Source organism: Serratia sp. D1N4 (assembly GCF_054552755.1).
Map to the genome: position 1 here is coordinate 975,314 of NZ_CM137274.1, position 24,788 is coordinate 1,000,101.

21 protein-coding genes and 1 pseudogene are annotated in these 24,788 nt (G+C 53.5%); 18 read left to right on the forward strand and 4 right to left on the reverse strand.

Annotated elements, in window-relative coordinates:
* Positions 1-3 precede the first annotated feature (3 nt).
* The 3 genes from cysN to ACX1CU_RS04170 all read left to right on the forward strand — a co-directional run bounded on the left by cysN (position 4) and on the right by ACX1CU_RS04170 (position 2,471).
* Positions 4-1,443 (forward strand): sulfate adenylyltransferase subunit CysN, encoded by a 1,440-nt coding sequence (cysN, locus tag ACX1CU_RS04160; protein WP_459401374.1) that lies wholly within the window; start codon positions 4-6, stop codon positions 1,441-1,443.
* Positions 1,373-2,059 carry an adenylyl-sulfate kinase gene (gene cysC, locus ACX1CU_RS04165; protein ID WP_459401375.1) on the forward strand — a complete coding sequence of 229 codons (687 nt, stop codon included), beginning with the start codon at positions 1,373-1,375 and terminating at the stop codon, positions 2,057-2,059. Before cysN ends, cysC begins: the two co-directional genes overlap by 71 nt.
* Positions 2,060-2,153: 94 nt before the next feature.
* Positions 2,154-2,471, forward strand: coding sequence for a DUF3561 family protein (locus ACX1CU_RS04170; protein ID WP_459401376.1), 318 nt, complete (start codon positions 2,154-2,156; stop codon positions 2,469-2,471).
* A gap of 50 nt (positions 2,472-2,521) precedes the next feature.
* Here ACX1CU_RS04170 and ACX1CU_RS04175 read toward each other — a convergent pair whose 3' ends face one another.
* The 3 genes from ACX1CU_RS04175 to ACX1CU_RS04185 form a co-directional block, all read right to left on the reverse strand.
* On the reverse strand, positions 2,522-3,244 hold the full coding sequence (locus ACX1CU_RS04175) for an amino acid ABC transporter ATP-binding protein (RefSeq protein ID WP_459401377.1): 723 nt from the start codon (positions 3,242-3,244) through the stop codon (positions 2,522-2,524).
* Entirely contained in the window at positions 3,228-3,947 is a 720-nt protein-coding gene (locus ACX1CU_RS04180) for an amino acid ABC transporter permease (RefSeq protein WP_459402718.1), read from the reverse strand. Before ACX1CU_RS04180 ends, ACX1CU_RS04175 begins: the two co-directional genes overlap by 17 nt.
* Positions 3,948-4,018: 71 nt before the next feature.
* The gene (locus ACX1CU_RS04185) at positions 4,019-4,789 is read right to left on the reverse strand and encodes a basic amino acid ABC transporter substrate-binding protein (protein WP_459401378.1); all 771 of its coding nucleotides are present in this window, start codon (positions 4,787-4,789) and stop codon (positions 4,019-4,021) included.
* 406 nt (positions 4,790-5,195) lie between these two features.
* On the opposite strand from ACX1CU_RS04185, the gene ftsB reads away from it, so the two are divergent.
* The 8 genes from ftsB (at position 5,196) to rpoS (ending at position 11,466) form a co-directional block, all read left to right on the forward strand.
* A complete protein-coding gene (gene ftsB / locus ACX1CU_RS04190; protein WP_459401379.1) occupies positions 5,196-5,516 on the forward strand; it encodes a cell division protein FtsB in 321 nt (106 codons plus the stop codon).
* Positions 5,517-5,519: 3 nt separating this feature from the next.
* On the forward strand, positions 5,520-6,227 hold the full coding sequence (gene ispD / locus ACX1CU_RS04195; protein WP_459401380.1) for a 2-C-methyl-D-erythritol 4-phosphate cytidylyltransferase: 708 nt from the start codon (positions 5,520-5,522) through the stop codon (positions 6,225-6,227).
* A gap of 10 nt (positions 6,228-6,237) precedes the next feature.
* The gene (gene ispF, locus ACX1CU_RS04200) at positions 6,238-6,711 is read left to right on the forward strand and encodes a 2-C-methyl-D-erythritol 2,4-cyclodiphosphate synthase (RefSeq protein ID WP_459401381.1); all 474 of its coding nucleotides are present in this window, start codon (positions 6,238-6,240) and stop codon (positions 6,709-6,711) included.
* Between the two features lie 4 nt (positions 6,712-6,715).
* The gene (gene truD / locus ACX1CU_RS04205) at positions 6,716-7,762 is read left to right on the forward strand and encodes a tRNA pseudouridine(13) synthase TruD (RefSeq protein ID WP_459401382.1); all 1,047 of its coding nucleotides are present in this window, start codon (positions 6,716-6,718) and stop codon (positions 7,760-7,762) included.
* Positions 7,743-8,504: a 5'/3'-nucleotidase SurE gene (surE, locus tag ACX1CU_RS04210; RefSeq protein WP_459401383.1), complete on the forward strand. Its 762-nt coding sequence runs from the start codon at positions 7,743-7,745 to the stop codon at positions 8,502-8,504. The genes truD and surE overlap by 20 nt, the downstream gene beginning before the upstream one ends.
* Positions 8,498-9,124, forward strand: coding sequence for a protein-L-isoaspartate(D-aspartate) O-methyltransferase (locus ACX1CU_RS04215; protein ID WP_459401384.1), 627 nt, complete (start codon positions 8,498-8,500; stop codon positions 9,122-9,124). The genes surE and ACX1CU_RS04215 overlap by 7 nt, the downstream gene beginning before the upstream one ends.
* 324 nt (positions 9,125-9,448) lie before the next feature.
* Entirely contained in the window at positions 9,449-10,414 is a 966-nt protein-coding gene (gene nlpD, locus ACX1CU_RS04220) for a murein hydrolase activator NlpD (protein ID WP_459401385.1), read from the forward strand.
* A 53-nt stretch (positions 10,415-10,467) separates the two neighbouring features.
* Positions 10,468-11,466, forward strand: coding sequence for an RNA polymerase sigma factor RpoS (gene rpoS / locus ACX1CU_RS04225; RefSeq protein ID WP_459401386.1), 999 nt, complete (start codon positions 10,468-10,470; stop codon positions 11,464-11,466).
* 77 nt (positions 11,467-11,543) lie between these two features.
* Here the strand turns inward: rpoS and mutS are convergent, their stop codons facing one another.
* Positions 11,544-14,099, reverse strand: a complete 2,556-nt coding sequence (gene mutS / locus ACX1CU_RS04230) for a DNA mismatch repair protein MutS (protein ID WP_459401387.1) — start codon at positions 14,097-14,099, stop codon at positions 11,544-11,546.
* Between the two features lie 550 nt (positions 14,100-14,649).
* On the opposite strand from mutS, the gene ACX1CU_RS04235 reads away from it, so the two are divergent.
* From ACX1CU_RS04235 to ACX1CU_RS04265, 7 genes and pseudogenes are all read left to right on the forward strand, one after another.
* Positions 14,650-16,146, forward strand: a complete 1,497-nt coding sequence (locus ACX1CU_RS04235; RefSeq protein WP_459401388.1) for a DUF3375 domain-containing protein — start codon at positions 14,650-14,652, stop codon at positions 16,144-16,146.
* Between the two features lie 4 nt (positions 16,147-16,150).
* Complete coding sequence (locus ACX1CU_RS04240) at positions 16,151-16,888, forward strand: DUF4194 domain-containing protein (RefSeq protein WP_459401389.1); 738 nt, start codon at positions 16,151-16,153, stop codon at positions 16,886-16,888.
* Positions 16,885-17,088, forward strand: a pseudogene (locus tag ACX1CU_RS04245) (ATP-binding protein); the annotation flags it as partial. The gene ACX1CU_RS04240 and the pseudogene ACX1CU_RS04245, both read left to right, overlap by 4 nt.
* A 1,743-nt stretch (positions 17,089-18,831) precedes the next feature.
* The gene (locus ACX1CU_RS04250) at positions 18,832-20,190 is read left to right on the forward strand and encodes an SbcC/MukB-like Walker B domain-containing protein (protein WP_459402719.1); all 1,359 of its coding nucleotides are present in this window, start codon (positions 18,832-18,834) and stop codon (positions 20,188-20,190) included.
* Positions 20,174-21,349: a Wadjet anti-phage system protein JetD domain-containing protein gene (locus ACX1CU_RS04255; protein ID WP_459401390.1), complete on the forward strand. Its 1,176-nt coding sequence runs from the start codon at positions 20,174-20,176 to the stop codon at positions 21,347-21,349. Before ACX1CU_RS04250 ends, ACX1CU_RS04255 begins: the two co-directional genes overlap by 17 nt.
* Before the next feature lie 14 nt (positions 21,350-21,363).
* On the forward strand, positions 21,364-23,463 hold the full coding sequence (locus ACX1CU_RS04260; protein WP_459401391.1) for a RecQ family ATP-dependent DNA helicase: 2,100 nt from the start codon (positions 21,364-21,366) through the stop codon (positions 23,461-23,463).
* Positions 23,460-24,761: a DNA-processing protein DprA gene (locus tag ACX1CU_RS04265; protein ID WP_459401392.1), complete on the forward strand. Its 1,302-nt coding sequence runs from the start codon at positions 23,460-23,462 to the stop codon at positions 24,759-24,761. Before ACX1CU_RS04260 ends, ACX1CU_RS04265 begins: the two co-directional genes overlap by 4 nt.
* The last annotated feature ends 27 nt before the right edge of the window (positions 24,762-24,788 follow it).

The following is a 24,788-nucleotide window of genomic DNA, read 5'->3' on the forward strand; positions in this document are numbered from 1 at the left end:
CGGATGAACAACGTTATTGCACAACAAATTGCTGAACAGGGCGGGGTGGAGTCTTATCTGCACGCGCAGCAGCACAAGAGTCTGCTTCGCTTCCTGACCTGCGGCAGCGTCGACGATGGCAAGAGCACCCTGATCGGCCGCTTGCTGCACGATACCCGTCAGATTTACGAAGATCAGCTCTCTACGCTGCACACGGACAGCAAACGCATTGGCACGCAGGGCGAAAAGCTCGATCTGGCGTTGCTAGTCGACGGTTTGCAGGCCGAGCGCGAACAGGGCATCACTATCGACGTGGCTTACCGCTATTTTTCTACGGAAAAACGTAAGTTTATCATCGCCGACACGCCGGGGCATGAGCAGTACACCCGCAATATGGCAACCGGGGCGTCGACTTGCGATCTGGCGATCCTGCTGCTTGATGCGCGTAAAGGTATGCTGGATCAGACCCGCCGCCACAGCTTTATCGCCACTCTGCTGGGCATTCGTCATCTGGTGGTGGCGGTGAACAAGATGGATCTGGTGGATTACAGCGAAGCGGTGTTTGAGCAATATAAGCAGGATTACCTGACGTTTGCCGAGCAACTGCCAAGCGATCTGAACATCAAGTTTGTGCCGCTGTCGGCGTTGGACGGTGACAACGTGGCAACCCAGAGCAAGCAGATGCCGTGGTACAGCGGCCCGACGCTGCTGGAAGTGCTGGAAACCGTGGATGTGATCAGCCAAAGGGAAAGCCAGCCGCTGCGCTTCCCGGTGCAATACGTTAACCGCCCGAATCTCGATTTCCGTGGCTACGCGGGCACCTTATCTGCCGGTATAGTGCGCGTCGGCCAGCGCATCAAAGTACTGCCATCTGGCGTGGAATCTAGCGTTGCGCGCATCGTAACCTTTGATGGCGACTTGCAGGAGGCCGTGCCGGGCGAGGCAATTACGCTGGTGCTGAAAGACGAAGTGGATATCAGCCGTGGCGATCTGTTGGTGGATGCCGGTGAAACGCTACAGGCGGCGCAGAGCGCACTGGTGGATGTGGTGTGGATGGCCGAGCAATCGCTGTTGCCGGGCCAAAGTTATGACATCAAAGTGGCAGGCAAGAAAACCCGTGCCCGGGTAGAAAGCATTCGCCATCAGGTGGAGATTAACTCGCTGGCGCAACATCATGCCGATATTTTACCGCTGAACGGCATCGGGCTGGTGGAACTGACCTTTGACGAACCGCTGGTGCTGGACAGCTATCAACAGAATCACGACACCGGCGGCCTGATCTTTATCGATCGCCTGACTAACGTTACGGTCGGCGCCGGGCTGATCCGCGAAGCGCTGCACCATAGCCATCAAGCAACGGTGGGGGATTACAGCGCCTTTGAACTGGAGCTGAATGCGCTGGTGCGTAAGCATTTCCCACATTGGGAAGCGCGCGATCTGCTTGGGGGGAAATCGCGTGGTTGAGATCCGGCCAACCGGGCCAGACGATGAAAACGTGGTGTGGCATCCGCATGCGGTAACGCGGGCGGAACGTGAAACGCGAAACGGCCATAAAGGTGTGGTGCTGTGGTTTACCGGCCTTTCCGGCTCGGGGAAATCCACCGTCGCCGGTGCGCTGGAGCAGGCGCTGCATCAGTTAGGAGTCAGTACCTATCTGCTGGATGGCGATAACGTGCGTCACGGCCTGTGCCGCGATCTGGGTTTTGGCGACGACGATCGTCGTGAGAACATCCGCCGCGTCGGTGAAGTCGCGAGGCTAATGGTGGATGCCGGGCTGGTGGTCTTGACCGCCTTCATTTCACCGCACCGCGCCGAACGGCAGATGGTGCGGGAAATGCTCGATACTGGGCGTTTTGTGGAGGTGTTTGTCGACACGCCGTTGGCCATTTGCGAAGCGCGCGATCCGAAAGGGCTGTACAAAAAAGCGCGTGCCGGTGAACTGCGTAACTTCACCGGGATCGACTCAGTTTATGAAGCTCCCGCCCAACCCGATGTTCATTTGAATGGTGAACAATTGGTAACAAATTTGACTGCGCAATTGTTAGACGTACTGCGTGGTCAGGCTATTATCAAACCCTGAATTCGAAAAAAGCGTGTGGCTGTTTTGCCATGCGCTTTTTAATCTAAGCCCGCCGCAAAGCGCGCCAATAGACTATGAATGACCAGGGATCGTTATGCAAAATGCCCCGCCAGTACTGATTGATGTGCAACAGCAGCAAGAGGAGCCCTCGTACTCTTTCCTGGGGGCTGCCAGCGGCTTTGCCTTCTACTGGTTGGCGTTTGCAGTTCCCTTTCTGGTTTACGGTTCCAACACGTTGTTCTTCCTGCTCTATACCTGGCCGTTCTTCCTGGCGTTGATGCCGGTGTCGGTATTGGTTGGGATCGCCATCAGCATGCTATTACGTGGCAAACCATTTCTTACCTTATTGACGACTGGCGTTGCCGTCATTTGCCTGTTCTGGCTGGTATTCAGTTTTCTGAGCGGCTGGTAATAAGCAGGGCGCAGATCTGCGCCCGAGAGATGTCAAAGCCGTGCGTAAGGTTACAAAACTTTGCTTAGAAATGCCTGAGTGCGCGGATTGGTAGGGTGACTGAAAATCTGCTGCGGCGTGCCTTCTTCCTGAATAATGCCCTGATCGATAAACAACACCCGATCGGCCACTTCACGAGCAAAGCCCATTTCATGGGTCACCACCACCATAGTCATGCCCTCATGCGCCAGTGATTTCATCACCGCCAGCACTTCGCCGACCAACTCTGGATCCAATGCCGATGTCGGTTCATCGAACAGCATGATTTTAGGCTCCATCGCCAGCGCCCGGGCGATCGCCACCCGTTGCTGCTGGCCACCGGACAGGCTGCTGGGGTAGGCGTCGATCTTATCGATCAAGCCAACTTTATTCAGTAACACTTCTGCCCGCGTGATGGCCTCGCTGCGCGACAACTTTTTCACCCCCATCGGTGCCATGATGATGTTTTCCAGCACCGTCATATGTGGGAACAGGTTAAAACGCTGGAATACCATGCCCACGCTTTCACGCATCTTGTTCAGATCGGTTTTCTGGCTATGAATGGCAAAGCCGTTAACGTCAATCTCACCGCCGGAGAGGGTTTCCAGCGCATTGATGCAGCGCAGAAAGGTGCTTTTGCCGGAACCGGAAGGGCCGATAATGCACACCACTTCATTAGGCGCGATCTCGCAGGAGATGCCGCGCAGCACGTGGCTTTCGCCAAATTGTTTTTGCAGGTTATGTACGCGAATCACTTTTACCGAACCTTTTTTCCATGTGTTGCACCATCAGCGAAAGCAGGAAGGTGATGACCCAATAGACCAGCGAGATGGCCAGGTAGGGCTCCCAGTAGGTGGCGTACGCGCCGGAAACGGTACGGGCGGCATAGGCCAGATCGGCCAGACCAATGGCGGAAGCCAGTGACGAATCCTTGACGATGGCAATCGCGTTGTTACCCAGCGGTGGCAGCATACGGCGAAACGCCTGCGGCAGGATCACTTTGCGCATGGTTTTGCCATAGCTCATGCCCAACGAGCGTGAGGCTTCCATCTGGCCGCGATCGATAGACTGAATACCGGCACGGAAAATTTCTGACACGTAAGCACCGGCGTTCAGGGTGATCGCCACTACGCACGACAGGAATGCGCCGTAATCAGAACGCAGCGCGCGAGCGAAATCGCTGCTCATCAGGCCGCTGGTGACCAGCAGGCCATCACGCGGGTTGATGAACAGCGGCACCAGCGCAAAGTGCACGACCATGATTTGCACAAACAGCGGCGTGCCCCTGAATGCGCTGATGTAAATACGCACCGGCCATTGAATGCCGTAGTGTAGAATCGGTTTCCAGATACCGTGCGGTGCCTGTGCTAGGCGGCCCAACCCGAGGATCAATCCCCAGGTGGTGCCCAGCAGCACGCAGATGATGGTGCATTTGATGGTCATCAGGGCGCCTTCCATAAATAATGGCGCGTATTCCTGAATGATCTCCCAACGGAAATTCAAGGGCAGTTCCTTCTGATTGGCTCAGTTTATTGTGCTGGCAGCGTTGGTACGTTGCTGTCGAACCAGGTCTGGTAGATTTTTGCGTAAGTGCCGTCGGCGATGATTTTCTTCAGCCCGGCGTTGATTTTGTTACGCAGTTCATCGTTACCTTTGGCGACCGCAATACCGAAATACTGGCGCTCAAACTTGGCGTCAGAAACCAGTTTGAACTCTTTCTCCGGGTGGGTTTTGATGTAGAACTTGGCCACGCCAACGTCACCGACGGCGGCACCGATACCGTCTTCATACAGCTCTTGCAGCATCAGTGGCGTATTGTCGAAGCGTTTAATCGCCGTGCTGTTTTTGCCCAAGGTGTCGGAAACCACGATGTCACCGGTGCTGGAGTTGACGACGCCGACCTTCAGCGCTTTCAGTGCGGCAATGGAGTCCACCGTGGAATCTTTCGGCACCACGATCGCCTGTTCTGCCGGGAAGTAAGGCGCTGAGAAATCAACCATTTGCTTGCGCTTGTCGGTAATGGTAATACCAGAAATAATAATGTCGCGATCGCCAGAATTCAGGGTGGCGAAAATCCCTTCCCACGGCGTATTGACCAGTTTCACCTGGAAACCTTCCGCTTTGGCCACTGCTTTAATGACATCAATATCAAAGCCTTCCAGCTCTTTCTTGCTGTTTTCAAATTCGAATGGGCGATAAGTACCGCCAGAGCCAACCACATATGTCGGCTCAGCTGCGAAGGAAGCCGCAGAAAAAGTGGCTGCCAGACAGGCACCAATCAGCACTAAGTGTTTTAACATCGTCGATCCCCAGAAATTAAAGGTTATATATTGGATTTATTTATGCACTTTACGTGCATAAAAATAAGCTTATATGAATAAAAAAACAACCATTACCTAATGATGAAAATACTAATAGTGTTAAATATGAATAATTATTTTAATCGTGGTGTAAGTGTCGGAGGATTTTCGCGGTAGCCAGTGCTTATTACTGCATAACCTGCTTGGGATGGCTGAGAGATCAAACAGAACCCACAGCCGTTTTCTGCGGTATAAAGTGGCTTTTTTTGCCGCTTTCGGACGAAAATAAAGCGCTAGGCTCAGGAAGATCTTATCCTTACTCTGAATCTGCTGGCTAAATGCCGCTCCCGGTGTGGAGTCAAACGGAAAGTTGTGGGATGATTGGTCGGTTTTTCAGGGGGCGGAGATGGGAAAACTTACGCTGCTATTGCTTGCATTGCTCGGCTGGCTACAGTATTCGCTGTGGTTGGGTAAAAATGGTGTTCACGATTATGTGCGGGTCAATGAAGACGTAGCGGCTCAACAGAGCAATAATGCCAAATTAAAGGCGCGTAACGATCAGTTGTTTGCCGAGATCGACGATTTGAACGGCGGTCAGGAAGCGATTGAGGAGCGTGCGCGTAATGAACTGGGGATGATTAAACCCGGTGAGACTTTCTATCGTCTGGTGCCTGACCAATCTAGACGCAGCGCGGCGTCTTCCACGCAAAACAACCTACAAAAATAACGCATGAATCATTCCGCAAGTGCTTTGCCGCAGGTGGTCGCTGTCCTGCCCGCTGCCGGTATCGGCAGCCGCATGCAGGCCGATTGTCCAAAACAGTATTTAACTATCGGCCATCAAACTATCCTTGAGCACGCGATCCACGCCCTGTTGCGGCACCCGCGTATTCCACAGGTGATCGTGGCCATCAGCCACGATGATGATCAATTCCACCGGCTTCCGATCGCCCAGGATCCTCGCGTGCGCGTTACCGTGGGGGGCCAGCAGCGTGCCGACTCGGTGATGGCCGGGCTGCGACTGGCGGGCGATGCCGAATGGGTGTTGGTGCATGATGCCGCGCGTCCTTGTCTGCATGCAGACGATCTGGAGCGCCTGTTGGCCATTACGGCACACAGTTTGGTCGGCGGAATTCTTGCCGCGCCGGTGCGTGATACCATGAAACGTGCTGAAACGGGCCAAAGTGCTATTTCGCACACCGTTGAGCGCCAGGATCTGTGGCATGCGCTGACGCCGCAGCTATTCCCGTTGGAATTGCTTAAACTCTGCCTGCAACGCGCGCTGGACGAAGGCGCAACGGTGACCGACGAGGCTTCTGCGCTGGAGCATTGCGGTTATCATCCGCTGCTGGTGGCGGGGCGTTCGGACAATATTAAAGTGACGCGGCCGGAGGATTTAGCGCTGGCGGCGTTCTATTTGACTCAGTTGAACAATTAAGGAGCGCATTATGCGTATCGGTCACGGTTTTGATGTCCATAAATTTGGCGGCGAAGGGCCGCTGGTGATCGGTGGTGTTCGCATTCCTTATGAAAAAGGTCTGCTGGCGCACTCAGACGGTGATGTCGCACTGCATGCTGCCACCGATGCTCTGTTAGGGGCAGCGGCGTTAGGCGACATCGGTAAACTGTTCCCTGATACCGATCCGGCATTCAAAGGGGCCGACAGCCGCGAGTTGCTGCGTGAAGCGTGGAAACGCATCCGCGCCAAAGGTTATCGCCTGGGGAACCTGGATGTGACCATTATCGCTCAGGCACCGAAGATGGCACCGCATATTCCTCAGATGCGCGTTTTCCTGGCAGAAGATCTGCAATGCCATATGGATGACGTTAACGTTAAAGCCACCACCACCGAGCAATTAGGCTTCACCGGGCGCGGTGAGGGCATTGCCTGTGAAGCCGTCGCCTTGTTGATCAAGGAGTAGACGCATGGATATGGCAAATCTGACCTGGCTGTACGGCCAGCCTCAGGCCCGTGGGGTGCTGAAAGCTAACCCGGAAGATTTCATCGTCGTGGAAGATCTGGGATTTACGCCTGATGGTGAAGGTGAGCACCTGTTGGTGAACATCCGCAAAACCGGCTGTAATACCCAGTTTGTCGCCGATTATCTGGCGAAGTTTGCCGGTATTCATGCACGTTCGGTCAGCTATGCCGGTTTGAAAGACCGCCATGCGGTGACCGAGCAGTGGTTCTGCCTGCATCTGCCGGGTAAAGAATCCCCCGATCTCACCCAGTTTGCGCTTGAAGGCTGTGAAGTGCTGCAGGCCGCGCGCCATCTGCGCAAGCTGCGCATCGGCACCTTGAAAGGTAATGATTTCACCCTGGTATTACGCGATATCAGCGATCGTCAGGAAGTGGAGCAGCGTTTGCAGGCTATCGCGACAGGTGGTGTACCCAATTACTTTGGCAGCCAGCGCTTTGGCCGCGGCGGTAATAATCTGGTGATGGCGCGCCGTTGGGCGAAGGACGAGATTCGGGTTAAAGAGCGCAGCAAGCGTAGTTTTTATCTCTCCGCCAGCCGTAGCGCGCTGTTCAACCTGATTACCAGCCAGCGTCTGGCTAATCAGCAGCAGCGTATCGTGCTGGAAGGCGATGCGTTGCAGCTCGCCGGGCGTGGTAGTTGGTTTGTCGCCAAGCCAGAAGAACTGGACAGCCTGCAACAGCGCTTGGATGCCGGTGAATTGCTGATTACCGCACCCTTGCCGGGGGACGGTGAACCGGGCACGGCTGGGGAAGCACTGAAATTTGAACAGCAATGCTTGGCGGAACAGCCGGAATTGCTTACGCTTTTAAAGCGCGAGCGTGTTGAACCTGCTCGACGAGCCCTGCTGTTACAACCGCAGAAATTGCTGTGGAACTGGTGGGATGATGTCACCGTTGAATTGCGCTTTTGGTTGCCAGCAGGCAGTTTTGCTACCAGCGTTGTTCGCGAAATCATGCGGCAGGATAACAGTGATGCGGATATTACTGAGTAATGATGATGGTGTTACGGCACCGGGTATTCAGGCACTGGCTAAGCGGCTGCGTGAATTTGCTGAGGTGCAGGTGGTGGCTCCCGATCGCAACCGCAGTGGGTCTTCCAATGCGCTGACGTTGGAGTCGCCATTGCGCACGCTGACCATGCCGAATGGTGATATTGCGGTGCAACACGGGACGCCAACGGATTGTGTCTATCTGGGCGTCAATGCGTTGATGCGCCCGGCACCCGATGTGGTGGTGTCTGGCATCAACGCCGGGCCGAATCTGGGAGATGATGTTATCTATTCCGGCACGGTGGCCGCCGCAATGGAAGGCCGCCATTTGGGCCTGCCAGCGCTCGCGGTGTCGCTGAATGGTCACCAGCATTATGATACGGCAGCGGTAATCACCTGCTCGCTGCTGCGTGCCTTGCTGCGTGAACCGCTGCGCACCGGTAAAATCCTCAATATCAACGTACCCGATTTGCCGCTTTCGCAGATCAAGGGGATACGTGTGACTCGCTGTGGCAGCCGACATCCCGCCGACAAGGTATTTTGCCAGCAGGATCCGCGTGGGCAGAATCTGTATTGGATTGGCCCTCCGGGAGATAAGTTCGATGCTGGCCCAGATACTGACTTTGCTGCGGTGGAGCAGGGGTACGTGGCAGTGACGCCTTTGCAGGTGGATTTGACCGCCTACGGGGCGCAGGATGTGCTAACAACATGGTTAACCAAAGTAGAGGTTAGCGGGGAATGGTAAACAGACGCATACAGACATTGTTGACGCAGCTGCGCCAGCAAGGGATCAGGGACGAACGATTGCTCAAGGCGATCGAAGATGTGCCGCGTGAGCGTTTTGTTGACGAGGCGCTTGAACACAAGGCCTATGAAAATACCGCATTGCCTATCGGTTCGGGCCAGACGATTTCTCAGCCTTATATGGTTGCGCGTATGACGGAGTTGTTAAGGCTGACGCAAACCTCCAGAGTGCTGGAGATTGGTACGGGTTCCGGTTACCAGACGGCGATTCTGGCCCATTTGGTGCAGCATGTTTGCTCTGTGGAACGTATCAAAGGATTGCAGTGGCAGGCAAAGCGCCGTCTGAAGCAGCTCGATCTTCACAACGTTTCGACGCGCCATGGTGATGGCTGGCAGGGCTGGGCATCACGTGGGCCGTTTGACGCCATCATTGTGACCGCTGCGCCACCGGAAATTCCGCAGGCGCTGATGCAGCAACTGGACGACGGGGGCATATTGGTGCTGCCGGTGGGTGAGCAGGCGCAAACGCTGAAGCGTATTCAGCGCTGCGGCGATGAGTTTTCTATCGATGCCGTTGAAGCAGTAAGATTCGTGCCACTGGTGAAAGGTGAACTGGCCTAGCCTGAATTTGCCGCGCAGGAAGAAATCTGTTGCACTTTCATAACGTCCGGTTAAGGTTTTAGCGTTTCAACAATATTAATTTTTAATACAATTGTTTTTCTATGTTGTTGTCTTATGGTGTGGCTGCGCCAATGTGGTGAGCATTGGCGGTGCTGCTTTTTTGATTCCCTGGCGGGAGATCACCTGGTGTTCAGGGATCGGCCAAGGGAACCTTTCGTTGTGGAAACTGAGAGAACGCTCAAGCTCGGCTACGATGTGAAGGGTATTTTTTGGATATATCACTGATATTGCTGTTATGGGGGAAGCATGAGCACGGGAAGCCCAATGATTACTTTACGCCGAGTTGCGGTGTGTACGATGTTAAGTTTGTGGTTGGCAGGTTGTTCAAATAATAATTCCACCTCGGCACCTATCAGCAGCGTAGGCGGTGATGGTGCTGCTACATCGGGTAACTCGGGTGGCACTTCGGCTTCGCAGGGGCGCATTGTTTACAAGCGTAGTTACAACGCTATACCTAAAGGGAGCTATAGCGGCAGCACTTATACCGTTAAACGCGGTGACACGCTGTTTTATATCGCCTGGATCACCGGGAATGATTTCCGAGACCTTGCCCAGCGTAACAATATTCCTCAGCCGTATAGCCTGGAAGTAGGCCAAACCATTCAACTTGGTAATGGTTCTGCCAACGGTAATGGCGGTATGCTGGCTGCAACTAATGCGACCGGCGGTGGTGTGCCGAAACCACCGTCTAGTGCTCAGATACAAACTGCAACGGTTGATTCTCAATCAACTAACGCGTATTCTGGTAACTCGGGTAAACAGAATGTAGGTAAGATGTTGCCTACATCGGGGGCAGTCGTGGCAGGTTCCGCCAGCGCTCCCGTTACCGCGCCAAGCACCCTCAGTAATAGCGCTCCGGTTAGTAGCTGGAGATGGCCAACTGACGGTAAAATCATCGATAACTTCTCTTCATCGGAAGGTGGAAATAAAGGTATCGATATTGCTGGCACCCGTGGGCAGCCTATTTTTGCTACCGCCGATGGTCGTGTAGTGTATGCAGGCAACGCTTTACGGGGTTACGGTAATCTAATCATCATCAAACATAATGATGATTACCTGAGTGCCTACGCCCATAACGACACAATGCTGGTCCGGGAACAACAAGAGGTCAAGGCGGGGCAAAAAATAGCAACGATGGGAAGCACCGGAACCAGTTCAGTACGTTTGCATTTTGAAATTCGTTACAAGGGGAAATCCGTAAACCCGCTGCGTTATCTTCCGCAGCGATAGATTGGGCAGAATGCGTTGTATTCTGCTCGCGGTATCACGGGTAGGAGCCGCTTATGAGCCAAAATACGCTGAAAGTTAACGAGTTACATGATGATGCAGATTTCGATGAGAATGCCACGGAGGTTGAGTCATTCGACGAGAAAGCGCTGGTAGAGGAAGAATCCAGTGAGAATGACTTGGCAGAAGACGAGCTCTTGTCTCAAGGTGTTACCCAACGCGTATTGGATGCAACGCAGCTCTATCTGGGCGAAATCGGTTATTCACCTCTGCTGACCGCAGAGGAAGAAGTTTATTTTGCGCGGCGTGCATTGCGCGGAGACGTGCCGTCTCGCCGCCGCATGATAGAGAGCAACCTGCGGCTGGTGGTGAAAATTGCCCGTCGTTACAGTAATCGCGGTCTGGCGCTGCTGGATCTGATTGAGGAAGGTAACCTTGGTCTGATTCGTGCGGTTGAAAAGTTTGATCCAGAACGCGGTTTCCGTTTCTCTACCTATGCAACTTGGTGGATCCGTCAGACGATCGAACGGGCGATTATGAATCAAACCCGTACTATCCGTTTGCCGATCCATATCGTTAAAGAACTGAATGTTTATTTGCGTACCGCGCGTGAGCTTTCTCACAAACTGGATCACGAACCAAGCGCTGAAGAGATTGCGGAGCAACTCGACAAACCGGTTGATGATGTCAGCCGGATGCTGCGCCTGAACGAACGTATCACTTCTGTTGATACGCCGTTGGGGGGTGATTCCGAGAAAGCACTGCTGGATATTCTGGCTGATGAGAAAGACAACGGGCCGGAAGACACCACGCAAGACGATGATATGAAACAAAGCATCGTCAAATGGCTGTTCGAATTGAACGCCAAACAGCGTGAAGTGTTGGCTCGCCGTTTCGGTCTGCTGGGCTATGAAGCGGCAACGCTGGAAGACGTGGGCCGCGAGATTGGCCTGACACGTGAACGTGTTCGTCAGATTCAGGTTGAAGGCTTACGCCGTCTGCGTGAAATTCTGCAAATGCAAGGTCTGAGCATCGAAGCACTGTTCCGCGAATAAACGTGTTTGACTTCATTAAAAATAAAAACGGTGAGCATGATGCTCACCGTTTTTTTATGCCCGCAATTTCATTCCACTCAAACCAGGCTTTTCAGCCGGTAGATCCATTCCAGCGCCTGACGTGGTGACAGAGTGTCTGGATCCAGCGCCTCTAAGGCCTCTACGGCTGGTGAAACTTCCTCATTCAGCAGCGTCATCTGGGTTGCATCTACCGTGCCAGCGGCGGTTTGGCTGGAGAGGCTTTCCAACTCACGCAATTTCTGACGAGCACGTTTGATCACATCACGTGGCACCCCGGCTAATGCGGCAACCGCCAGCCCGTAGCTCTTGCTGGCTGCACCATCCTGCACGCTGTGCATAAAGGCGATGGTATCACCATGCTCTAATGCATCCAGATGCACGTTGACCACCCCCTCCATTTTCTCTGGCAAGGTGGTGAGTTCGAAGTAATGCGTGGCGAATAAAGTCATGGCTTTAATGCGGTTAGCCAGGTTTTCGGCACAGGCCCAGGCCAGAGATAGCCCATCGTAAGTCGAGGTGCCACGGCCAATCTCATCCATCAGCACCAGGCTGTTTTCTGTGGCGTTATGCAGGATATTGGCGGTTTCGGTCATTTCCACCATAAAAGTCGAGCGGCCGGAGGCCAGATCGTCTGCCGCGCCGACGCGGGTAAAAATACGATCGACCGGGCCGATGGTGGCTTTTGCTGCGGGCACGAAACTGCCGATGTGTGCCATCAGTACAATCAGCGCCGTTTGGCGCATATAGGTACTTTTACCGCCCATATTAGGGCCAGTAATGATCAGCATACGCCGCTGTGGCGACAGTGAAACCGGGTTAGCGATAAAGGGTTCACTCAGCACCTGTTCCACTACCGGGTGACGGCCTTCGGCGATGCGGATACCCGGTTGTTCACTCATCGTTGGGCAGGCATAGTTCAGCGTTTCGGCACGTTCAGCCAGGTTGGCTAATACATCCAGTTCCGCCAAGGCTCCAGCACTTTGTTGCAGTTCCTCAAGGTGTGGCAGCAGCAGATCGAACAATTCGTCATACAGCCCTTTTTCAATCGCCAGCGCTTTCCCTTTCGAGGTCAGCACTTTATCTTCGTATTCTTTCAGCTCTGGAATGATATAGCGTTCGGCATTTTTCAGCGTCTGACGGCGTACATAGTGGATCGGCACCAAGTGGCTTTGCCCACGGCTGACCTGAATGTAGTAACCATGCACACCGTTGAAACCCACTTTCAGCGTATCCAGACCGAGCTTTTCACGCTCGCGGATCTCAAGGCGGTCCAAATAGTCGCTAGCTCCGTCAGCCAGTGCCCGCCACTCATCCAGCTCTTCGTTGTAACCAGGCGCAATCACGCCACCATCTCGCACCAGCACCGGGGGTGCTTCTACAATGGCACGTTCCAGCAGCGCTTGCAGTTCGTCGAACTGGCCGACCTGTGACAGCAGTTTCTGTACGTGTGGCGTTGCGGTATTTTCCAGCACCTCACGGATATCCGGCAGTTGCTGGAAAGCATGGCGCATGCGCGCCAGGTCGCGTGGGCGAGCGGTGCGTAGCGCCAAGCGTGCCAGAATACGCTCCAGATCGCCCACCTGGCGCAGCGGTTGTTGCAGATCGCTACTCAGTTCTTGTAATGCAGCGATAGCCTGCTGTCGGTTGTTCAGCACGCTGACGTCGCGGGTAGGCATATGTAACCAACGCTTCAACATACGGCTACCCATCGGCGTGACGGTGCGATCAAGGATTGCCGCCAGGGTGTTCTCGTTGCCACCCGAAAGGTTTTGCGTGATTTCCAGATTGCGACGGGTGGCCGCATCCATAATGATGCCGTCCTGCTGGCGCTCCATGGTGAGCCCACGAATATGTGGCAGTGAGGTACGCTGGGTATCTTTAACATATTGCAGCAGGCAACCCGCCGCCCGCAGTGCCTGATGTGCCTGTTCCACGCCAAAACCGGTGAGATCGCGGGTACCGAATTGCAGGTTCAACTGCTGACGGGCGGTTTCCAGTTCAAACTCCCACAGTGGGCGGCGGCGCAGGCCGTGACGCTGCTCAATCAGCGCCATTTGCTCGAAACTTTCCGGGTACAAAAGCTCTGCCGGGTTGGTACGCTGTAATTCGGCCGCCATGGTTTCGAGATCTTCCGGCTCGGCAACCCGGAAACGACCAGAACTGATGTCCAGCGTGGCGTAGCCAAAACCGCGGGCATCCTGCCAGATGGCAGCCAGCAGGTTATCCTGCCGTTCTTGCAGCAAGGCTTCATCGGTGATGGTGCCAGGGGTGACAATGCGGACAACTTTACGTTCGACCGGGCCTTTGCTGGTGGCCGGATCGCCAATCTGTTCGCAAATTGCTGCTGATTCGCCCAGCTGTATCAGCTTGGCGAGATAGTTTTCCACTGCATGGTGAGGAACACCCGCCATCGGGATCGGTTCGCCCGCAGAGGCTCCGCGTTTGGTCAGCGAGATATCCAGAAGCTGCGATGCGCGTTTGGCATCGTCATAAAACAGCTCATAGAAATCACCCATCCGGTAGAACAGTAGTATCTCTGGATGCTGTGCTTTCAGGCGAAGATACTGTTGCATCATTGGTGTATGCGAATCGAGTTTTTCAGTGCTTGTCATAACGTTATCGCTTCCAATCCATTGAATTTAAAATTGATTGTGATCTTCGTCTTCATCATTAGTTATCGCGTTGTCTCATGAAAAATCACTAAATCTCACTTGTTGAGCTGAAAATGGGAGTCAGCATAATTAAATCAATCAGTTGGTCATAAAGCGGAGCATATATGACGGGCAAACAGGCTGGCAAACCTTTGTGAGCCAAGGGCGTCAAAATGACGACGCCAACGGACAGCAACAGAACTGAACTCGGTAAGAACCGAACCTGCGCATGACTTGTGGTGTTACGGGTATCGCTATACTAGCCCAGCGATCAATAAGCTGTCACAGGTAAAAACTGGAAGCGTCTCGCAAACTGCGTTTGTAATGTGCCGAGTGAGGTTGCAAGGATTGAAAGAAGAGAAAAAACTAATGAGAATAGAGCAATAAACCGCAAATGTCGGTATTGATGTGATCTAGCGAGCTTTGTGGCGTTGTTTGTTTCTTTGCATAATAATTGTTCATCAGTTTAATCTAGGACGTTACTTTCAGTTGATTAAAGGCCCCGGCAGACATGGAAGAAAATGCGCAGCAACGGACGGAAAAATACATTTCGGCCAGAGGCCAGCATCCTGCCTGGGTGTTACTGGCTTCCCGCCGCGCCCCGTTGGTTCTGAGCTGCCTGCAATCACTTTTTGAAAAATCAACAGATGGCATTCCCATGGAAGAGGCGCTACAGGTATTGGGCAACCTGCTCGCCAGCCATGCCAATCAGGAACAATACCAGATTGAGCCGGAAAACACGTCTCTTCAGGCCGGCCGTGAACTACGGGAATGGATCAAGCGCCGCCTGATCGTTGAACGGGAGGGACGGATATTCGCTACGGATGCTCTGGAAGTGGCCATTGGCTTTGTTGAAACGTTGGATAACCGCATCATGACGTCCACCGCCTCCCGCCTGTCGATAGTGCAGCGCGAAATCGAAAATCTGGAAACCAGCCTCAACCCCAACCCGGCTAGCCGCATCGCCACACTCCGCCGCCGAATGGCCGATCTCGAACGTGAGCTCGCAGAGGCCGAAAGCGGGCATATTGCCGTGCTGGGGGAGTATCAGGCTGTTGAAGGGATCCGTGAGGTCTATAACTTGGCTACCGGCCTGCGCACCGATTTTCGCCGCGTTGAAGACTCCTGGCGTGAAGCCGATCGCGCGCTCAGGCAGTCCATCATTGGCGAGCAGTATCATCGGGGAGAAATTGTCGAACGCCTGCTTAACGATCAGGATACGCTACTCAATACGCCAGAAGGCCGCGTATTCGACAGTTTTCAATTACAACTCCGGCAGTCCAGCGAGTTGACAGCGATGAGTGAGCGATTGCGCGTGATCCTTATTCACCCGGCTGCCGCCGATGCGCTAACACGTCAACAGCACCAGGAGCTGCGTTGGCTAGTTAAGCGCCTGGTGGACGAATCTCAAACCGTACTTCAGGCCCGTTCTCGCAGTGAGCGTGATGTTCGCGGTTTTATGAAGACCGGGCTTGCCGCTGAACATCATCGCGTCGGGCATTTGCTGAACGAAATTCTCAGCCTTACGCTCAAGCTCGACTGGCAGCGGCAAGCGGTACGCAAACAGGAAGTGCCACTGCCTGCCATTGGTGTAGCGGTTACAGGGGTCTCGGCGGTTGAACGCCTGCGCTTCAAAGAGATGGATGAGGCCGCAGAACAGGTTTTGGATCTCAGCAACAATGCCGCCGATCTGGAACAAATCGGCAATGATTTCTGGGATGCATTTAATGGCCTGGATCGGGAAGCTTTGATTCTGCGCACCTTACAGATCCTGGCACAAGAAAACCGGCCGGTTAGCCTTGGTGAACTGGCTACCCTCCTGCCCCCTGAACATGACCTGGAAACTTTCGCGATCTGGCTGGGAATGGCCCGTGAGGCAGGGATCGAAGTTCTGGATGAACAGCGGGAAAGTGTTGAGCTTGTAGACGATGAGCAACGTCGCTGGCGCTTTAACCTGCCTTATACCGGGCTGGAAAATCAAGCCCTCAGGGATATTGATTGGGAGTAATAACATGGCTGGCTTTTTTGACAAAGTCGCAGGCTCTGCTGCTAAAGAAGACGTTGACACGATGTCAGGATCGGAAATCGAGGAGGTACAAAACCCCGCGATCCTGAAAAGCGAGGCTCGAACCTTGAAGCCGGTGCGTGAAGCCGTGCAGGAACTTCTCAAATATGGCCTGCTTGAGGAGAACCATAAGCCCAACCTTTATCGAACCGCTCTAACAAATACGGAAGAGATATCACACATTCTGCAACCCCTGGATCTTGAAATGGGGATAGATGAAATCCGGGGCCTGCTCTATGTCGCGGTACGCCAGGATGACTTACAGGAGCAGGATGAGTGGGCACATCCGCTGGTGCGTCGACAACGCCTGAACCTGGAGCAATCGTTGCTGGTAGCGATGCTGCGCAAACATTTTATCGCTTATGAACAGGAAAGCGGAACCGGGGCCGGTCAGGCAACGATCGCTGTCGACGAGTTAATCCCGCAATTACAGGTCTACCTGGGCGATCCGGGCAGCGAGTCTAAAGAACGAACCCGGGTTATCAACCTGTTAGATCAGTTGAAAGGCCATGGGTTGGTTTCCGCACTGGATGCGCAAGAACGCGTCACCGTCCGCCCTATCATCGCCCATCTTGCCAACCCCGAAAACTTGCAGGCGTTACTGGTTTGGCTTCAAGAGCAGGTGGAAAACAAATCTCCTGCGGAGGATGACAGGCCCCGGGCAGGCATGGAGGATATCGCATGAAGCAAACCACGCTTTGGGCTGAAAATGAAACCTTTATTTTGACCCATATTGAATTATTCAACTGGGGTGGTTTCCAGGGGCGGCACCAGGCAACGATAGATCCCGCAGGAACTGCGGTCATTGGCCCGACAGGCAGTGGCAAAACCACGTTAGTGGATGCACTTATGACACTTCTGTGTGCGAACCCCCGTTACAACTTGGCTTCTACGGGGGGGCATGAAAGCGATCGCGATCTGGTTTCTTATGTTCGCGGTGTTTCCGGGCCTGGTGATGGCGGCCCTGGGCAATCTCATATTGCGCGGCTAGGTAAAACCATCACCGGGATCACAGCAACGCTGGAGCGCAATGGGCAACTCGTCCGTCTGGGGGCATTACTGTGGTTTGAAGGGACCAGCTCAACCGCCACCGATCTGAAAAAACTTTGGTTATTCAGTGACAACCCTGAACATACGATGGAACACTGGCTCAACGTGCACCATGGCGGTGGTATGCGGGCTCTGCGGCAAATGGAGAAAGATGGCACCGGGATTTGGACCTGGACAAACAAAAAATCCTACTTAGCGCGTCTACGTGACTACTTTGAGGTGGGTGAAAACGCTTTCACGCTACTGAACCGGGCCGCAGGATTAAAACAGCTCAACAGCATTGATGAAATTTTCCGCGAACTGGTACTTGACGATCACTCTGCCTTTGACCGCGCAGCGGAGGTTGCCAGCAGCTTTGATGACCTGACGGATATCCACCAGGAACTGGAAACCGCGCGCCGGCAGCAACGCTCGCTGCAACCTATTGCTGACGGCTGGGTTAAGTATCAAGCACAGCAGGGGCAACTGGACGATAAACTCTCACTTGAAACCCTTTTGCCGGTCTGGTTCGCCGAACAGGCTTTACGGCTGTGGCAAGCTCAAGTCACCGATCTGCAAACCGAGATCCTGGCGGCGGAAACCATCAGGGCTGGCCTGCAAACGCAGGTTGAGGCACAGAAAATGCAGGTGACGGAGTGTCTGCAGCGTTACATGCAGGTGGGTGGTGCCAATATCGATGACTTAAATGAACGTATTAACGAATGGAAAAGCATCTGTAGCCGGCGAGAAGTTCAAGCGACGCAATATCAACAGTTGGCCCGTAATCTTGAACTGTCGCCAGAACTGAGTCAGGTAGCGTTACAGGCTAACCAGCAGGAGAGCGAAGCGCGGCTGGAGCAAATCAACGACGAGATAACAATAAAAGAAAATGAGGCCTATCAGAAGGGGGCGGTAGAACTCGGGTTGACACAGCAAATCCAGCAATTACAACAGGAAAAGGCTGAAGTTGAACGCCGCCCCGGTTCTAACCTTCCCGCGCCCTACCAGACATTTCGTGGCGAACTGGCTGCCGCGTTGGGCCTTGATGAGTCAGCGTTGCCTTTTGTTGCCGAGTTGGTACAAATCAAGCAAGAAGAGCAGGCTTGGCGGGGTGCGATTGAACGCGCCATCGGTAGCCACCGGCTGCGCATCCTGGTACCACCTGAAGCGGCAGAACATGCCCTGCGCTGGATTAACCAGCGGCATAATCGCCTGCACGTCCGTTTGCTTGAAGTCAAGATGCCATCATCGCGCCCCACATTCTTCGACGATGGCTTTACACATAAACTGCTCTGGAAGGATCACCCCTGGAAAGCTGTCGTTCAAACACTGCTGGCCGGTATCGATCGGCACTGCGTCGATAATCCCGAGCGGTTGCGTGATACTCAACACGCCATGACCGCGCAGGGGCTGATGTCAGGTAAGGCACGCTTCTATGATAAGCAGGACCAAAAGCGCTTGGAGGATGACTGGCTGACGGGGTTCGATAACCAGGATCGCTTGACCTTTCTCACCCGAGAGATCGCGCAGATTGAAGAACAGTTAAATGCGGCTAGGCGGGCGCTGGGTGAGGCCAAAGGGGCCGTCAGCAAACTTCAGATGCAAACCCGTATCTTCGAGCGCCTCCGCCATCTTGAGTTCACCGATATTGACCTTCCCGGTGCCCAGCGTCAGGTGGCAGAATTGGTTGCTCGTCTGGAGAACCTGATGCGCCCAGAGTCGGACGCCATGGCCGCCAAGCAGGAACTTGACCATGCTCAGGAACGGCAGCATCAGCTGGAACTGCAATTTCAGCGGGAAATCAAGCGCTATGGCGGGTTGGAAAGGAGCCTCGAAGAGGCGGCTTCATCGGCTCAAAAATGCCAGCAAGTGGCTGGCATAGGCATGACCGAGGCGCAGCGGGAGCAGGGTGCCAAATATTTACCCGTAGTGGCCGCCGAACAGCGGGACGATATTCAGTCTCTGGAGCGTGATCACGCGCGGGAGTTGCAAAAGCAGATTGATGAGATCAGGGATGATCTGCAAAAGATTGGCAGAGAGTTGACTAAGCGGATGTCCGATGCCCAGAAAATCGATACTGGCGCACTTTCTGAAGTGGGCCGGGAACTGGAAGACGTCCCGATGTACCTGCAACGCTTACAGGAACTGACTGAGGAGGCATTACCAGAAAAACTTAATCGCTTTATTGAGTACCTGAATCGTTCTTCTGATGAGGGCGTCACCCAGTTGCTCAGCCATATAGAACACGAAGTGTTGATGATTGAAGATCGCCTGAACGATCTCAATAACACGATGGTCCGGGTTGATTTCCAACCGGATCGCTATCTGCGCCTAGTGGCAAAAAAGGTCATACATCCCAGCTTGCATAACCTGCAGACGGCACTACGCCAGTTGAATGCGGCACGTTTCGCCGATGATAACGGTGAAAGCCAGTATAAAGCGCTACGTGAACTGGTGAACCAACTCAAAGATGCTTGCGAACGGCACCGTACTTTAGGTGCCAGAGCCTTGTTGGACCCACGATTCCGCCTTGAATTTGCCGTCTCGGTTATCGATCGCCATACCGGAGAGGTGATTGAAACCCGCACTGGCTCACAGGGCGGCAGCGGTGGGGAGAAAGAGATCATCGCTTCTTACGTGTTAACTGCCTCGTTGAGCTATGCATTGTGCCCAGGCGGCAGTAGCCGCCCCCTGTTTGGCACCATTGTATTAGATGAAGCCTTTTCCCGTAGCTCACATGCGGTAGCTGGGCGGATTATTGCCGCACTCAGAGAGTTTGGCTTACATGCAGTCTTTATAACGCCAAACAAGGAGATGCGACTGCTGCGCCATCATACCCGCTCAGCCATTGTGGTTCATCGGCGCGGCCAGAGCTCCAATATGGCGTCATTGAGTTGGGAAGAGCTTGAGCAGCACTATCAGCGGAGAAATCAGGACGCGCATGAACTCACCCAGTGATATCAGCCGGAAACTGGCCAGGCAGTGGTATAAAGCCAGCATTCGAAGTGAACGCTTGCTCAAGCCGGGCTGTTGGCCACTGCATGTGCCTATCGGTAAGCCTTCAGCAAAGGCGTTTGCTGAAAGCGCGCAATGTGTGCAACGCCATGTTCAGGCCTGGCGACAGGTAAGTATTGGCAATGTGGAATGGGAACCTGTGAGTTACCGCGCCAGCCTCACCCCGGTTTTAATCCCCGTTCGCTGGGTGCTATATCAGCCTTCAGACTGGATCAAAGCGGCATCAGATCCGCAGGTCAGTCAGGAATTTAAGCAGCTTGAACACATCGTAGAACGTGTCGACACGCTTTTTCACCCATTGTTGATTAGTCAACGCTCGCTCTGGCAGCAAAAATCGCTGGCGGAAGTGATCGCTGCCGTTGAACTTGCCACTCGTTTGACACCGGGTTGTGCCAAGGGGCGTCCGTTAAGATTGCTGGCTGATCAAGGGGTAGATACCAAGTTTTTCGAAAGAAATGCTCCCCTGCTGACCAAACTGCTGGATGAACGTTTCGCAGGTGAGGCCAGCGAGCAAGGGTTGACGGCTTTTCTGGACGCGCTGGATGAAAATAACCATTGGGTGCTGGTTACACCGCTGGCTCCTGGGTTACTCCCGTTTAAAAAAATCAAAATAACCACGGCAGAATTAGCTGAGGTGACGCTCCCTGCCACGCGGATACTGGTGGTCGAAAATGAACACTGCATTCATCAACTCCCGGAATTACCTGACACCATTGCGATCCTTGGGGCTGGCCTTGATTTGCAGTGGCTTGCCTCCCCCTGGCTTGCAGAAAAATCAGTAGGTTATTGGGGAGATATGGATACTTGGGGTTTGCTGATGCTGGCAAGGGTGCGAGGTTATTATCCGGCTATTCATGTTCTGTTGATGAACCGCATGCTGTTTGAACGCTTTGCATCCAGCAGCGCCGTGGTGGAGCCTGTAACAGCGCAGGATACGGCTCCCGAAGGTTTGCTGCGCGACGAGGGAGAATTTTACCGCTATTTACTGATGCAAAAGCGCGGCCGCCTCGAACAAGAGTTTTTGCCCGCAGAGGTGGTGATCGCCACGCTCAATGAGTGGGGAAAGGTTGGAACTGCCGATATCCAAACAGAAACTCTGTAAATCAAGGAGGTGAGATGAACCGAGAACAAGCCCAACAGCTGTTACAAACCGCACTGGACGATCCTGCTGCTCAGTTTCGCGATGGCCAATGGGAGGCAATTGATGCTCTGGTTAACCAACGGCAGAAACTGTTGGTCGTGCAGCGAACCGGTTGGGGGAAAAGCTCGGTTTATTTTATCAGTACCCGGGTTTTCCGCGATCGCGGCATGGGGCCAACCATTATCGTTTCTCCTCTACTGGCACTGATGCGTAACCAGATTGAATCTGCCCAGCGTTTGGGCATCGTCGCACAGACCATGAACTCCACCAATACGGCGGATTGGCAAGCCGTAACACGGCAAATTTTGAATAATCAGATTGATTGCCTGTTGATTTCACCCGAGCGATTAGCTAATGACAGCTTTATTGAAACGGTATTGCAACCCATTGCCAACCATATCGCTTTGATGGTCATCGACGAAGCACATTGTATTTCCGACTGGGGCCATGATTTCCGCCCTGACTATCGGCGTATCGTGAACATTTTGCGCCAGTTACCCGCCAATACTCCGGTGCTGGGCACAACGGCGACGGCCAATAACCGTGTTATCGCCGATATTCACGCTCAATTGGGCAATCTTCAAATCCAACGGGGCCCATTGAGCCGAGAAAGCCTGGCGTTGCAAACCCTGATGCTACCCGATCAGGCCTCCCGTTTGGCGTGGTTGGCTCAGGCGATCCCACACTTACCTGGTACAGGTATTGTCTACACGCTAACGGTGCGTGATGCCGAGCAAGTGGCCGAGTGGTTGAACACCAGGGATATTCATGCAAAAGCCTATCATGGCAGCGTTGAGGCGGAGGGGTTTGAAAACAGCAATGCCTACCGTCAGCATTTGGAAACGCTATTGTTAACCAATCAGCTCAAGGTTTTGGTGGCGACGAGTGCATTGGGAATGGGCTACGATAAGCCCGATCTTAGCTTTGTGATCCACTATCAGGCTCCGGGCTCAATAGTGGCTTATTATCAACAGGTTGGGCGCGCCGGGCGGGGTATCGCTCATGCAATTGGAGTGCTGATGTCTGGAGTGGAAGATCAGAATATCCACGAATTCTTTAGAGACTCGGCATTCCCCTCTGAAACACAGGTGTATGAAATTTTGCAGGTACTAGCAAACAGCGATGGCCTGTCGATGAGAGCAATTGAAGAACAAACCAACTTGCGCTATGGACAAATCGAAAAAGTGCTGAAGCTACTGAGCGTGGAAAATCCGGCGCCCGTACTTAAAGTCGATAATCAGTGGCGTAGAACGCCAGTACATTACGCTATTGATCTGGTTCGTATTGCGCATCTTACCCGTCAACGTGAGCAGGAATGGGCTGAGGTAAAAAACTACCTTACGGATACCGATTGCAAAATGACCTTTTTGCGCCGCGCGTTGGATGATAATGATCCAACACCTTGTGGTAAGTGTGCTTCCTGTCTTGGCCAACCCGTAGTGAGCCAACGGGTCGATCCAGAACTTGCTCATCAGGCAGCGACGTTTCTCAAGCATGCAGAAATGGTCATCTTGCCGAAAGCGCAAGTGGCCACCAATGCCTTTGCAGAGTACGGTTTTAGGGCTAACCTGCCGCAAAACCTGCGTGCCCAGCCAGGCAGGGCAATGTCTCGCTGGGGGGATGCGGGGTGGGGGCATATCGTAGCCGATCATAAACGTGCTGGCCGTTTCGGTGATGAACTGGTTGAGGCGATGGCAGAGATGATCCAGCAACGCTGGTTACCACAACCTGCCCCTCAATGGGTTTGCTGTGTGCCCTCGCGTAATCATCCTGAATTAGTACCAGACTTTGCCCGCAGGTTAGCCGCTCGGCTAGGATTGCCCTTCATTGATGCTGTGAGCAAAGTAAAGAATAATCAGCCGCAAAAAGCCCAGCAAAACCGCTTCCATCAATGTCGTAATCTGGATGGTGTGTTTTCTATCAACCAGCCGATACCCAATACACCTATGTTGCTCGTTGATGATATTGTAGATTCTGGATGGACGTTAACGGTTATTGCGGCACTGTTGCAACAGGCCAGTAGCTGCCTGGTCTACCCTGTTGTACTCGCATCCTCTTCGGTAAGAGACTCATGAATTTATCGCCAACCGCACAAGCCACGCTGCTGTTAACCAGCTTTTTTACTAAAGCCAGCAGTGAAGATGCCAAGCCGCTAACCAATGCAGAATGGGGGCGCTTTGCTTTATGGCTGAAAGAGAAGGCCACGACGCCAGCGGATTTATTGGTCTCTGAACCACAATCGCTCTTGAGTGGCTGGCATGACCCACGTATCAGCATTGAACGTATTGTGCAGCTACTGAACCGTGGCCATAGTTTGGCGTTGGCCGTTGAAAAGTGGCAGCGTGCCGGTCTTTGGGTCGTGACGCGCTCTGACTCCGAATATCCCAGAAGGCTAAAACAGCGTCTAAAAACAGATTCCCCGCCCGTGCTGTTTGGCTGTGGCAGCAAAGCGTTACTGAATGCTAGGGGAGTGGCTGTGGTTGGTTCGCGTAACGCCAACCTCAGTGATTTGTCTTACGCCGAACAGGTGGGGTCTAGAGCGGCATCTGAGGGTATCGCGATTGTTTCTGGTGGAGCCCGTGGCGTGGATGAAACTGCCATGCTGGGTGCCATGCACAATGGTGGAACAGTCGTTGGCGTTATGGCAGATAGCCTGCTGAAAGCGGCGACCAGTGCCAAATGGCGTAATGGGCTGATGAAGGGGAATGTGGTTCTGGTTTCACCTTTTTACCCGGAAGCCGGGTTCAGCGCAGGTAACGCCATGGCAAGAAACAAATATATCTATTGCCTGGCCGACAGTTCTCTGGTGATCCATTCGGGGCAAACAGGCGGCACGCTAAGCGGTGCGCAAGAGAACCTCAAAAAAGGCTGGGTGCCGTTATGGGTCAAACCCACAGAAGATGAAAGTGCCGCAAACCGTGATCTGGTTGCCAACGGTGGCCGCTGGTGTGAAGCGAACATTCAGGCTTTTAACGTATCTGACTTGTTGCTGGCAGATAATCCTGCATCCTATCGAGAGAGAGCCGAGCAGGCTGATTTATTCTCTTTAGATACTTCACCAGCCTTGTTCAATTTTGCACTGAGGGAACCGGAAGCGATAAAAAAATCAAACGCATCGCAAACGGTGATGGAGAGCAAATCTGAGTTCTTTGACGTTGATCAGGTCGCAACGCCCCAAGAACCCGTCGACTTCTACACAGTATTTGTTGGCGAGCTTCGCCGATTGGCGGCAAACCCCGTCACTCTGGATGAGTTATTGGCGAGTACACTCCTCAATAAGTCTCAGCTTAGTGACTGGCTAAAGCGTGCCATTGCAGACCGCGTGGTAGAGAAATTGAGTCATCCCGTGCGGTATCAGGTAAAGAACAAATAGTGTGTCATTGCCAGGAAAACAGTAGCA